Source organism: Shewanella gelidimarina, assembly GCF_023283945.1.
GTDB classification, from domain to species: Bacteria; Pseudomonadota; Gammaproteobacteria; order Enterobacterales; family Shewanellaceae; genus Shewanella; species Shewanella gelidimarina.
Genome location: NZ_JAKIKW010000026.1, coordinates 1 through 13,116 on the forward strand (window position 1 = coordinate 1; position 13,116 = coordinate 13,116).

At 44.4% G+C, this 13,116-nt stretch carries 8 protein-coding genes and 2 pseudogenes; 5 read left to right on the top strand and 5 right to left on the bottom strand.

Features of this window, described 5'->3' with window-relative positions; genetic code table 11:
* Positions 1-148: 148 nt before the first annotated feature.
* Entirely contained in the window at positions 149-1,366 is a 1,218-nt protein-coding gene (locus L2729_RS18205; protein ID WP_248989535.1) for a M24 family metallopeptidase, read from the bottom strand.
* A 273-nt stretch (positions 1,367-1,639) separates the two neighbouring features.
* Positions 1,640-1,810 (bottom strand): annotated as a pseudogene (locus L2729_RS18210) (ROK family protein); the annotation flags it as partial.
* Positions 1,811-2,485: 675 nt separating this feature from the next.
* Here L2729_RS18210 and rpoH point away from each other — a divergent pair.
* On the top strand, positions 2,486-3,316 hold the full coding sequence (gene rpoH, locus L2729_RS18215) for an RNA polymerase sigma factor RpoH (RefSeq protein WP_248989536.1): 831 nt from the start codon (positions 2,486-2,488) through the stop codon (positions 3,314-3,316).
* Between the two features lie 208 nt (positions 3,317-3,524).
* Here rpoH and L2729_RS18220 read toward each other — a convergent pair whose 3' ends face one another.
* Positions 3,525-4,718 (bottom strand): MFS transporter, encoded by a 1,194-nt coding sequence (locus L2729_RS18220; protein ID WP_248989537.1) that lies wholly within the window; start codon positions 4,716-4,718, stop codon positions 3,525-3,527.
* A gap of 293 nt (positions 4,719-5,011) precedes the next feature.
* Here L2729_RS18220 and L2729_RS18225 point away from each other — a divergent pair, with 293 nt between their 5' ends.
* The 4 genes from L2729_RS18225 (at position 5,012) to L2729_RS18240 (ending at position 9,932) form a co-directional block, all read left to right on the top strand.
* The gene (locus tag L2729_RS18225) at positions 5,012-6,799 is read left to right on the top strand and encodes an aminopeptidase P family protein (protein WP_248989538.1); all 1,788 of its coding nucleotides are present in this window, start codon (positions 5,012-5,014) and stop codon (positions 6,797-6,799) included.
* Between the two features lie 292 nt (positions 6,800-7,091).
* A complete protein-coding gene (locus L2729_RS18230) occupies positions 7,092-8,390 on the top strand; it encodes a DEAD/DEAH box helicase (protein WP_248989539.1) in 1,299 nt (432 codons plus the stop codon).
* A gap of 150 nt (positions 8,391-8,540) precedes the next feature.
* Complete coding sequence (locus L2729_RS18235) at positions 8,541-9,182, top strand: peroxiredoxin-like family protein (RefSeq protein ID WP_428848264.1); 642 nt, start codon at positions 8,541-8,543, stop codon at positions 9,180-9,182.
* A 102-nt stretch (positions 9,183-9,284) separates the two neighbouring features.
* Entirely contained in the window at positions 9,285-9,932 is a 648-nt protein-coding gene (locus tag L2729_RS18240) for a DUF2913 family protein (protein ID WP_248989541.1), read from the top strand.
* A 65-nt stretch (positions 9,933-9,997) separates the two neighbouring features.
* Here L2729_RS18240 and L2729_RS18245 read toward each other — a convergent pair.
* Positions 9,998-11,830 (bottom strand): annotated as a pseudogene (locus L2729_RS18245) (S8 family serine peptidase).
* A gap of 618 nt (positions 11,831-12,448) precedes the next feature.
* Complete coding sequence (locus L2729_RS18250; RefSeq protein WP_248989542.1) at positions 12,449-13,072, bottom strand: OB-fold-containig protein; 624 nt, start codon at positions 13,070-13,072, stop codon at positions 12,449-12,451.
* Between the last annotated feature and the right edge of the window lie 44 nt (positions 13,073-13,116).

Here is a 13,116-nt window from a genome sequence, read left to right on the forward strand (position 1 = left end):
AAACCGCGCCTTATGCAGTCATGTAGAAATGGTCTTCATGACGAACACCATATTCCCCCAGAACACATAACAATTGATGACTCGTTACTCATCGATAATAGCAACTAGCAACTAGCAACTAGCAAATAACGAATAACGCTCTTAAGCCTTAAGCTTCGTAACCGAACGGATCATCGATTGAGTGAGCCGGCTTAGTAAACCAAACCGCGCCTTGCTCAGTCATGTAGAAATGGTCTTCATGACGGACACCAAATTCTCCGGGTACACATAACATGGGTTCATTGCTGAAACACATACCTGCCGTGAGCGGAGTGTGGTCGTTAAGGACTAAATACGGCCATTCGTGAATATCTAAACCAATGCCATGACCGGTACGGTGTGGCAAGCCGGGTACGTTATAACCTGGGCCAAAACCTGCAGCTTCTAATGTATCGCGCGCCGCACGATCAACACTTGCACATGACGCGCCAATGTTAGCGGCATCAAACGCGGCTATCTGCGCATCTTGCTCGTACTGCCATAGCTCACGCTGGCGTGCACTTGGCTCACCATAAACGTAGGTACGAGTAATATCAGAATTATAACCAAATAGCTGACAACCGGTATCAATCAATACTGTATCGTTGAGGTCTAGCGCTTTAGGAGATTTAACCCCATGCGGATAAGCGCTGTCTTCACCGAATAATACGATGCAAAAATACGAGCCAGCGGGAATACCGGCTTTAATGTGTGCAGCATTAATAAAAGCTTCAACTTCGGTAGTGGTAATGCCCTCTCGAAGTATGCGTGCGACCGATTTGTGTACTTCTAGTGTTAAGTCTTTAGCACGTTGTAATAAGCTCAGCTCAGGCGCTGATTTAATCATACGGCAACCTGCAGTTACCGCCTTGGCGCTGACATAATTGTATTGTGGGTGCGCTTGACGAACGCCGTCAGAGATAAAGAAAGCGGTCGACTCGTCGATGCCCACATCGCCTGCTTCAATGCCCATGCCTGCTAATGTATTGCCAAACAATTCAAAAGGGCTTTCATCTTCTAGCCAAGTATTCACCTTGCCTTTAATCGTCATATAACCCAGTAGCGTATCAACCTCAAAAGCAGGTGCAATATACTCAAGTTCACCTTTAGCAGGAATGATGGCGCCAACCATACGCTCACTCGCATACCAACGTGTGCCCGTATAGTAGTAAAGGTTTGTACCCGCATTAATATATATTGCTGCAATGCCTTCGGCTGCCATAATCGCCTGCGCATTCGCAATGCGTGCCGAATATTCTGCATGAGTAATTGGCGCTGCGCCTTGGGTCATATCAGTCAGCTTGGCTAACTCTTGTTCTGCGGTTGAACCACCTACACCTATTGTCATTTCACTACCCTTACTTTAAAAATTAAACTCTTAATACCTGATTAACGCCAAAATAGACCAAATCAACTATCTGATGAATTACGTATTCAGCTCATTGGCTCGACCGTTACCGCTTTTTATACGGCCTATTTATACGCCATAAGGCTACGTCGATATATCTGTCACACTTTCTAGCATAAAATATACAAAACGTCAGTAATAAATAGCGGTAAATGATAAATAGTGACTAAAGCCAGCTAGAAAATGACAAGCGAATGACAAAAAACGATGGCTGTTGCCAGCAAGAATAGATTCAGCACTCGCCAGTTGCTCTACACTAAACTCTCCCGACTTCGTCATCACTCTGCAGTGCCCTAACTCTCCGGCAATGCCTGTGGCCCCCGTAAAGGTCTTGCCGTTAATCGCGATAGACCTTCCAATACCGGTATCACCCATAGTGCACAATCTGGTTTAAACTCTAGCAGTGATCCAATAACAGCATCGCTGTCATAACGGCTAAGCAACTAATGAATAGAATATCCCAGCCAAATATACCCATAACTCAATAGGCACCTATCGACGCTATTGCTTGTACACCAGCGGGCTAAAAACCTTATATAAAGCCTAAGTAGTTTTCACTCACTTTAAAATAAATCATAAACACGCACTAACAATAAAACTGCATCTATTTAATAAAAAATTAAAGACATCAACAAGCTATTATGATTTAACAAGTAAAAGCTCATTTAAAGAGAGTGATTATTACTTCCATGGGACATCGCCCTTAGGACTTTGCATTTAAAATTAAAGATAAACTCATTTCAAACCGTTCAAGATAAAACAAAAAATGATTAAAAATTAACAGCTTGATGTAAAGTTATCATTATTTTACATATATATTATATTGAATTTATGTATCGTAGCAGCAGCTATATAAACTCCTCATCAAATTAACCGAGTCAATCCGGCAATTATTATAAGACATTAAGTCAATCTTCTATTATTAAGCTTATATAACGATGATTTTAATCAGGTAGTTTATCTGCCTTATATTAAGGTAAACATATTATATTTTTTTAATGGCTAAAAATGATAGAGCAATACTCTACCCGCTACTACAGATTTACAAAGGTAATACCAATGAAAGCTTCAACATCGACAAGTTTAGAATGTTATATCAATTATGCGCGAAATATACCTAGGTTGGATCCGCAAGAAGAACAAGAGCTTGCAAAGAAACTCAATGAGACTGGAAGCAAGAGGTATCTGGACAAATTGACGATATCACAGCTAGGTTTTGTGGTTCACATCGCTAAAGGCTATAAAGGATATGGTCTACCTTTTGAAGATTTGATCCAAGAGGGCAATATTGGTTTAATGAAGGCGATTCAAAAATTCGATTATAACGTTGGAGTTCGTTTATCTACTTTTGCAGTTCATTGGATCAAAGCTGAAATCTGTGAATATGTATTGAAAAATTGGCGTTTAGTCAAAGTTGCAACGACAAAGGAACAGCGAAAACTATTTTTTAATTTACGCAGTTTCAAAAGTCATTTGGGACGGTTCAGCGTGGAAGAATCGCAAGCATTGGCGGAAAAACTGGGGATATCGATTGATACTGTTATCGAAATGGAAACCCGCATGGAAGCACGTGACGATTCTTTTGATGCAACACTTAATGAAGATGGGAATGAAGGCTACCAAAAGTCATTCACTGTCGATACGTCATCTGATATCGCTAAAAATATAGAAGATGAACAGTGGAGAGCACATAAAAAAGATAAACTTTTATTGACCTTAACATCGTTGAATGAACGCAGTCGCAATATTATTCATTCGCGTTGGCTTTCAAATAAGAAAAAAACGCTAAATGAATTATCAGAGACACATAAGGTATCGGCTGAACGAATACGCCAGTTGGAGAAAGAAGCATTCTCTATCCTATTGCAAGCTGACAGAGCTAAGCACTAAACAAAGGAGATATCCTCGGTCGTCATGGCTTCCTCTTCAAATGAGGTTGCTAACGACCGAGCAAGAGAGTTTACAAGCTACAACAATGGCGCTGAAAATATCAAACTAAAAGCCGATATCACATGCACTAGACCGCATTTACAGTCGCATCACCTTAGGTCAGCGACTGGGTTGTCGAATGAGTTATCTAGCTCAAGTCTTACCGCGGTTATGAGCGTTCTTTCTGCAACATTCGGCTTTTAGAGAACTTCCACCAAGCAATTAATAGCAATTGAGCGGCGATAACAGGCAAACAAATTATCAAGAGAATTTCCCAGCCAAGAGCATGAATAACCCATCCAGCACTGAGCGATGCCATTGCCTGAGCACCAAAAATAAACGTATCGTTAAACGCTTGCACTTTATAACGCTCATCAGTGTTGTAGCAACGGGGCAACAAGGCAGTGCCTGCCACAAATAGAAAGTTCCAACCAATGCCGAGCAATACTAAAGCAGCCCAATAATTGAGTAAATCCCGCCCAAGCAGCGCCGTAATGATAGTAACCAAATAGGCCAACAACCCTAACAGCATCATTTTTGACACCCCGATTCGCGCGACTAACACGCCACTGATCAGCGAAGGGAGGTACATAGCGATGATGTGGCTTTGAATGACCCACTTGGTATCGGCCAACGAATGATGCTCGATATGGTGCATATGCAGTGGTGTTGCCGTCATCACAAAGCTCATCATGGCATAACCCAGCGTAGCACCAGCAATCGCCACCCACAGTTTAGGTTGAGTCAAGATAACGGCAAGCGGACGCCCAGTAGCTTTAGTCGCCTTACGGCTTGAGCTGCGATCGATTTTTGGCTCTCGATAGAAACATAAAATAGTGGCGGCTATCAGGCTAACGATAGTTAAGAATGAAAAAGCCCCTACATAGGCCTGCTCTGATATCACGCCACCAAGCACGGCCAATTCAGGGCCTATAATCGCCGCGACAAGGCCACCGAGTAATACCCGCGAAGCCGCTTTAGCCGCTAATGTTTCAGACACCGACTCCATTGCCGCAAAGCGATACTGCTGCACCACCGCACCCGCAGATCCCAATAATATGCCGCTTAAGCAAAATAGGACAAAATCTTGCTTAGAGGTTGCATAAGCCGCCAACATTCCTGACGTAGCAGCCACCAATGCCCCTGAGATAAAGATAGGCTTGCGACCAAAACGTTGCATCAACTTAGACACAGGTAACACCGATAGCGCTACCCCCACCACCATTGACGCAATCGGCAATGTCGCCAGTTCAGGCGATGGTGCGATATCTGCACCAATTATCCCGCCTAACAACATCATCATTGGTGTCGCACTCATCGCAAACGCTTGCGCAAGTGTCAGTACCCATACATTAAATGGCATAACTCGTTCTTATCCTTTCGCTACATCCATACACTGTAACGGACATAGCCGTTAGCGTAAGTGATATTTATCGTAATAACATAGTCGCACGAATCACCCTACAACTCACCTCGGTAAACCTTTGATTGACTGGAACGTTCCTATCAAAGGTTATATAAATGATAACAAGATGGCTAAATGCTGCTGCCCTTGCCGACTCAAGTTGTGATAACCTCCGCGCTAAATAAGTACACATTTAACAGCCTTCAGCCAACCTTACCCTTGCCGCTCAAGTGCTTAATTATGGAGTCATCATGTCTATTACTATTGCAGCCCGCTTAAGTGCTATTCGCCGCGAAATGGCTAAATCCAATCTCGACGCCTTTATTATTCCTCGCGCAGATGAATACTTGGGAGAATATGTTCCCGCTCACAATGAACGGATGTTGTGGACCAGCGGATTCACCGGTTCAGCAGGCATGATCATTGTATTAAAAGACACCGCTGCAATCTTTGTTGATGGTCGTTACACAGTGCAGGTTCGCCAACAAGTCGATGCCGAATTATTTGAATACCTCAGTTTGCACGAGACTCCACAAGCACAGTGGCTGACAGAGAAGCTTGATGCTAAAGCCAGTGTCGGTTTTGATGCCAGATTGCACACGCTTTCATGGTTCAACAGTACGCAAGCCACCTTGAATAAAGCGCAAATCGAATTAGTCGCTGTAAAGGACAATCCAATTGACCTCAACTGGAGCGACAGACCACAGGCTTCAAACGAACCGATCATGGCGTTTAGCGAGCAAAGTGCAGGCCGAAGTAGCTTAGAAAAACGCACCACGATTGGCGCTGCAGTTAAAGTTGAAGGCGCTGACGTTGCCATTATTGCCGCCTTAGATTCATTCTGCTGGTTGCTCAATATTCGCGGTAAAGATGTACCACGCCTGCCTGTCGTCCTAGGTACAGCCTTGCTGCATGCTAACGGCGATATGGTGTTATTTACGGATGTCACCAAGCTGCCAGACGGTATCGAGCAGCATGTGGGCAGCGGAGTTAGCTTTAAGACAGAAACCGACCTTGAAGCGGAACTGGCTAACCTGTCAGGCAAAAAAGTGCTCGCCAGTCCCGACACCTGCAATGCATGGCTGCAGCTCACAGCAAAAGCAGCCGGCGCTGAACTGATTGCCGGTGCAGATCCCGTAGCATTGCCTAAAGCAAAAAAGAATGAAGCTGAATTGAGCGGGATCAAAGCCTGCCATATTCGTGATGGTGTTGCCGTCAGCCGTTTTCTTGCTTGGCTCGATAGCGAAGTCCTCGCTGAGCGTTTATATGACGAAGGTCAGTTAGCCGATAAACTGGAAAGCTTCCGCCTTGAAGACCCGCTTTATCAAGAGCCGAGTTTTGATACTATTTCAGCCACAGGCGCTAACGCCGCAATGTGCCATTACAACCATAATGATGGCACGCCAGCACAGATGGCAATGAACAGTATTTACCTGGTCGATTCTGGGGCTCAGTATCTAGATGGCACCACCGATGTCACCCGTACGATTGCGATTGGCGATGTAACCGATGAGCAACGAAAAATGGTGACGCTGGTATTAAAAGGTCACATTGCCATCGACCAAGCCAAATTCCCTCAAGGTACGTCTGGTCAGCAGTTAGACTCTTTTGCACGTCAATATCTATGGCAGTACGGTTTCGACTTTGATCATGGCACCGGTCATGGCGTTGGTCACTATTTAAGTGTCCACGAAGGGCCACAAGGTATCGGTAAAAATAGAACTCCAGTGCCTTTAGTCGCTGGCATGGTGCTATCTAACGAGCCAGGTTACTACCGTGCTAACGAATTTGGTATTCGTCTTGAAAACCTCGTCACGGTAAGACCATCTGTAGCATTAGCCAACGCTGAACGCGACATGCTTGAATTTGAAGTACTCACCTTTATCCCAATGGATGCACGCCTCATTGATAAAGACTTGCTGACAAGCACAGAGCTCAACTGGTTTAACCAATACCACCAGCAGGTACGCGAAAAGCTCAGCCCGCATATGCACGGTGATGATCTAAGTTGGTTAAATAAAGTCACCACGGCAATCTAAAGACAAAGCAGCGTTTCGACGCTGCTTTATTGCAAATGTCATCTTTGTACATTCATCAGGAATTCAAACGATTAACCCTTATCTCCTCAATGCGCTTCGAATTGAGAAACCCAGCTGCGACAAAATGGGCTGTATCGTTCATGCCATCAGTATAATTTGGCAAATGAAGTAATAAAAAAACTGCAAGTTCCAAGCGAAAGTTTGCTATACTCCGCCACCGCCATTTTAATGGTAGACAAGGCGTTAGCGCTGTACGCTAGCGGTTGAATAGTAGATTATAGGACCCCTCATAATGAGATTTGAATCTTTTAGTTTTGCTCCCGAGATTTTACGTGCTATCTCTGAATGTGGTTATGAAAAAATGACTCCTATTCAGCAGCAAGCAATCCCAGCAGTGCGTCGTGGCCTAGATGTATTAGCCAGTGCGCAAACCGGTACCGGTAAAACGGCGGCCTTTGCATTGCCCATCTTGCAAAAAATGGTTGATAACCCAAGCGACACTCAACGCTCAAATACCCGTGCGCTTATCTTAACCCCAACGCGTGAACTTGCGTCGCAAATTGCCGACAATGTGAATGATTACGCTAAATACTTAGACATTAATGTCGCCACCATATTCGGCGGCGTTAAGATGGAAACCCAAGCGATTAAACTTAAGCGCGGCGTAGACATTATTATCGCGACTCCAGGCCGCTTACTTGAGCATCTCACCGCCTGTAACTTAAGCTTGTCTAATGTCGACTTCTTGGTACTCGATGAAGCCGATCGAATGTTAGATATGGGCTTTAGCGCTGAGATCCAAAAGCTGCTACAAGCAGTGAATAGCAAACGTCAAAATATGATGTTTTCAGCGACCTTCTCTGCTCCGGTTAAAAGACTCGCTAGCGAGATGATGGTAAAACCAACCATCATTACAGCTGATAAGCAAAACACTACCGCCGATACTGTAAGCCAAGTGGTTTATCCTGTAGAGCAACGCCGTAAGCGTGAGCTACTGTCAGAACTCATTGGTAAGAAAAACTGGAAGCAAGTCTTGGTCTTTACCGCGACTCGTGATGCTGCTGATAAGCTAGAAAAAGAGCTTAACCTTGATGGTATTCCTACTGCCGTTGTCCACGGAGAGAAAACCCAAGGTACCCGTCGTCGCTCTTTACGCGAATTTAAAGAGGGCAAAATGCGCGTATTGGTTGCAACGGAAGTTGCCGCTCGTGGACTCGACATTCAAGGTCTTGAATACGTCGTAAACTATGACTTACCCTTCTTGGCTGAAGATTACGTTCACCGTATTGGTCGAACAGGTCGTGCCGGTAAATCAGGGGTGGCTATCTCATTTGTGAGCCGTGAAGAGGAACGTACTCTGCACGACATTGAGAAATTAATTGGTCAGAAGCTACGTCGTGTGACAATCCCAGGATACGAAGTGGGTAGCCGCGACGTGTTGATCAAGCATCTGCAAACTCGCCGTAGTTTTGCGAAAAAACAGCAGCGCAGTGATAATGTAGGCGCTCAGGTGGTAGGCGAGAAAAACATGCAAGGTCGTCGTGTTAAGGTCAAAAATGCCTCACCCGCTAAAATTAAAAAGATAAAATAATCGCAGTACCAGCAGTACTAATTTAGAGTTATTTTATAAACAGAAAGGCACCGAAAGGTGCCTTTTTTGATCCTGTGAATACACAATGAAAGTTATTGGCGCTTTTCAAGGTCTAGTGTTATTAAGTTAGTACCCCCTAAACTCAAAGGTATAATAATAATGTTAAAAAAAACCTTCACTGCCCTGTCAATATTGCTGTTTAGTTTACCGCTTTTAGCTAAACCTATCGCGACCGATGAATTAAGCGTGATGCCTTTAATGAATGGCCAAACCATTCCGTCGGCATCGCTCAAAGACCTCAATGGGGCTAGCGTCGATATCGCTAAGATCACTGTGGGTAAGCCAACGATTATCTTTTTCTACCGTGGTGGCTGGTGCCCTTTTTGTAACTCACAAATGGGTCAACTACAGGCTATAGAGCCACAGCTACTCGAGATGGGTTACCAGTTAATTGGCATCTCTCCTGATACGCCTGAAAAACTCAAAGCATCAATGACGAAGCAAGACCTTACTTACACGCTGTTGTCTGATGCCAGTTTAGCGACCACTAAAGCCTTTGGTTTAGCCTACTTTACCAGCGCTAAAACCACTGAACGCTATATGAGTAAAATGAAACTTGAAAATGATCTATGGCAAACTCCACAAGGCGACAAACGGCTAGTACTGCCGGTCCCTGCCGTTTATATCAGCGATGCTAAAGGATTGGTGCATTTCCAATACGTAAACCCTAACTTTAAAGTTCGTCCTGCACCTGAACTGATAGTTACAGCAGCAAAACTGGCACTAAAATAAACCAAAGTACGGCTATGTTAAGGCATAGTCGTTTATTACCGCATACGCATTAGGTATAATGCCTCCGCCGTCCTCTATACTCACTTTCACGGCGGAGATCTCATGTCCGATATCAATTATAACCAAGCCATTCTTATTTTTGCTAACGCAGGCCTAGCCGCGCTGGCAGAATCAGCAGACACTAGCAGTAGCCTAAAGACCCCTGCAGGTGAAAGCCATTTCTTATGCAGCTGGATGGTTACCGCACTTAAAAAACGTAGCTTTTCAAAACTACTCGCTGAAGATCTTACATTTTGGATCCGCCAAGCTCGTAGCATGGGCGCGAACGCAGAGCTAAAGTTACTTCTGCAAAAAATTAGCCAGCAGTACACTTATATTGCCGATAAACAGCAGGGTCTAGGCTTATCTTTAAAGGCGATGCTGACAGAGTTAGAAAGCAGTGATTGGCTGATCATTACCGACCAAGAAGTGACTAAGAAACTCAAACTTAATAGTGACGGCAACTGTAGCCTTATCATCTCAGATGAACAATTTACCCAACGAATTGATGGCGACGAGCTGATAAAACCTATCACACTTTATGTGCGCGCACCTGAGCAAGCTTTTGCTGAAATCGCCTATAAACATAATCTACTGTTAAGCGCTGGAAACAAAAAGAACTCACTGATTAAGCACCATAAGACTTATCGGATTTGGCCTAAAAACGTGCAACCTGCGCTCACCATATTACAACCATTAAGTGATTCGTAGTCTCCACAAAATGCATTAAAAAGGCCTGCTAACGCAGGCCTTTTTGTTTTCTAACTAGGGGCTGTTTAGAATGTTACGCTAACATCGACACTACAGGTTGGGGTACCGGCATCACACGCTTTATAAATATATGTTCCGCCACCTTTGCTGCTAATCGTATCCGTATATGTCGCACTGCTCACAGAAGTACCGACTAGGTTGCCGTCGCGAAAGACATCAACAGTATTGCCGGCTGCGCCACTAAAGCTAAGATCGACGTACTTAACGCCTTTTCGCTTATAATGGTTTTCAGTAACCGTTAGACCATCGCCAGTTCCTGGATCTCCACCGCCACCATTATCGCCCCCAGCACATCCGTTAGTGGTTAAGTATGTGTCCGCTGCCGCCGCGTCGATAATACCGTGACCAAAATACACATCATGACCATTAGCACCACCGTCCATTGCAGATGCATTCAGTGCAGCGCGGATTTCAGTTCCAGTACATTCACTATGGTTTGACCATACACGTGCCGCAATACCCGATACTGCGGGTGTTGCCATTGAGGTTCCACTCATAAACCCATAGTTAGAGATGCCAATGGCAATATCAGCACTATTCGCAGCAATAAGAGCCGCCCTGTCTTCATAGGCTGCACCCACTGCAGGAATGGTCGTCGCATTGGCGTCACCCAACGTGCCGTAAAGCATACCTGGTTCATTATTGATAATAATGGCGCCATCACCACCTGAGTTTTCACAATTAAGCACTTTATCGTAAAAAGAGATAACACCACGGTCGATCATACAAATCATACCGTTTGCCGCGCCATCTTCCGCTTCGGCAGTCCCCATGAAATATACGCTTCCCGCTATCGAACCTGCATTTTCCATTGCAGAACTCGCATACGCTACACCATCCACTGCCATATTTGATGCGGTGGCCATACCTGCTGGGTAAGTCGATAAAGTATCAACACCACCCGCTGCAATCTCTACGCAGATACTGGTATCTGTTTTCTGTTTTTTACCTCGGCCAGTAGTACACGTTGGAAATTGTGAGAAGTCAGCAATATTGTTGTTAGCATCATTTGCACCCACCATCATCACCGAAGGGTAACCCGCAGGGTATGAGCGCACATTGTTACCATCGTTACCTGCAGCCGCAACCACAAGACCACCCCCATCGGTGAAAGATTGAAACGCATTAGACTCTGTTGAATTTGAACCGCCTCCGCCTAAGCTCATGCTAATAATATTTGCCCCTGCAGCACTACATAGGTTGGCGGCATGGGCGAGATCGGATGAATAACCTCAACCGTCGGCATTAAATACTTTGATAATGTGCATTTCAACGCCTGGCGCCATACCTACAACACCAACACTATTATCTGCCGCGCCGATAGTGCCTGCGACATGTGTACCGTGTGGCCCGCCATTTTCGTCCCAATTGCCGGTACCAATGTCGTTGTCACCGTCAATATTACCCCACACAAAATCAGGGTTAGAACGATCTAAACCTGAATCAATAATGCAGACTTTCATGCCTGCGCTCGCAACAAAACCAACATCATTAACCTTGGATTGGTAAACAGCATAGGGGGTGACTTGGTCAGTCATAGGATTACCCGTATCGTCGCTGAATGACATCAATGAACGGCGCTGATCCACTTCGACTAGCTTAATATGAGGGTTGTTTAACAAACCTTTCACTTGTGCGAGATCTTTTCCTGAAAATGTTGCTGCGATAAACCCATTACCATCAAGGTTTAACTCACCGCCCATCTTCTTTGCCAAAGCTTTAACAACACCCTTTTTGCTGTTATCCACTTGAATAACATAACGCTCATCTGCTGTTACTGTCGCTGACGCGCCAACAGATAGTGCTATTAAGGTCGCTGCAATTTTTGTCAATTTCATAAAATGTCGCTCCGAAAGGTTTGCAAAAGGCTCTTTAATGGCCAAATTAATTATTAGATTATTTAACTACAAACGTTCCACTTGACAGTAGAACTGTCTAAGCGGATTTATAAAACCTAGCACAAGCATTTAAATGCAACAAATCACTAACAAAGGTAAAGATTGTCAGTGCGCGTTTTATGAATAAAAATTGCAGAACTGATTTATCGTTCCAGAGGCTTTATTAATAATTTTCAGTCTATTAATGTAAGGGGGAATATTTTAACTGCAGATAAAACGTACTTTTAATGATTATAAATTCAACATACTATTTTTGAATATATACCTAACACAAAAGTATTAGTCACTAATTTAGCCGTTAAACCTTAAGGGGGGGAGTAGGTGAAACACTATGTTGTCTCTGCACTAGCTTTCGGAGGCATTCCGTTATGAGAGCGAGGAGGCTGGGAAGGTGGAAGGTCGTTAATACTGGAGGCCATTAACGACTTTGAGATCTGCCACTGCTCGATATATTGAATTCGCTATTGTTTGGATATGCAAGATTCAGAGGCCTTGCACGAGTTCCACTCTAGTGCATTTAGTAGAAAGGAGGACTTCCTTATAAGTTCAACATATTCGCTAAGATTCAAGTTTCGCAGCACTCCACACTTGTCCCTTTCTTTTCAGCAACACCACTTGTGTGCCTGTCGGAAACTCGACACCATCACTCTCAGGTTCCACTAACACGTAATGTTGTTGCATATAGTCATCTTTAACCACAGCTTCACTCGGATTACCCTGCACCGCCTTACTCGTTGTCAACGTACCAACACAGCCGTTGAGATCTTCAACCGATACAGCCAAAGATTCATTCTTTGGCAAAAATCCAGCCAGTTTTCCACCGAAAAAATGGCAGCATAACGCCATTAGCATCAAAGAAATGGACAACGAGACGGATTGGGGTAGCAAGCTGTTGAACCAGCTCAGAGATAAGTAGTTAAATGCAAAGCCTGCAATCGCAAAGCTTAATAGCGCTAAGACTAACCAAATGAGTAACGGCAGCCGGTTAATGCACAACCAGCCAACAAGGCCGCTAACACCTGCTGCATCGGCGTTGCTGTCATTGGGCGTCCACTCATCAAGTAAGCCTAAGAAACTGGCACCAATGACGAGAGATAAGCTTTCTACAATTCCGAGTACAAACACGATACACAATGAAATGGTATAAGGTAAATTATCTTGGTTTAACAGAATTGAAATCATTAAATCCTCCATGAACACAATTTATCCGCATGATCCTCTGCGGT

Excerpts from the sequence above, each read along its gene's own strand:
- L2729_RS18205 (WP_248989535.1), bottom strand. The coding sequence starts at position 1,366 with ATGACAATAGGTGTAGGTGGTTCAACCGCAGAACAAGAGTTAGCCAAG.
- rpoH (WP_248989536.1), top strand. The coding sequence starts at position 2,486 with ATGAAAGCTTCAACATCGACAAGTTTAGAATGTTATATCAATTATGCG.
- L2729_RS18220 (WP_248989537.1), bottom strand. The coding sequence starts at position 4,718 with ATGCCATTTAATGTATGGGTACTGACACTTGCGCAAGCGTTTGCGATG.
- L2729_RS18225 (WP_248989538.1), top strand. The coding sequence starts at position 5,012 with ATGTCTATTACTATTGCAGCCCGCTTAAGTGCTATTCGCCGCGAAATG.
- L2729_RS18230 (WP_248989539.1), top strand. The coding sequence starts at position 7,092 with ATGAGATTTGAATCTTTTAGTTTTGCTCCCGAGATTTTACGTGCTATC.
- L2729_RS18240 (WP_248989541.1), top strand. The coding sequence starts at position 9,285 with ATGTCCGATATCAATTATAACCAAGCCATTCTTATTTTTGCTAACGCA.
- L2729_RS18250 (WP_248989542.1), bottom strand. The coding sequence starts at position 13,072 with ATGATTTCAATTCTGTTAAACCAAGATAATTTACCTTATACCATTTCA.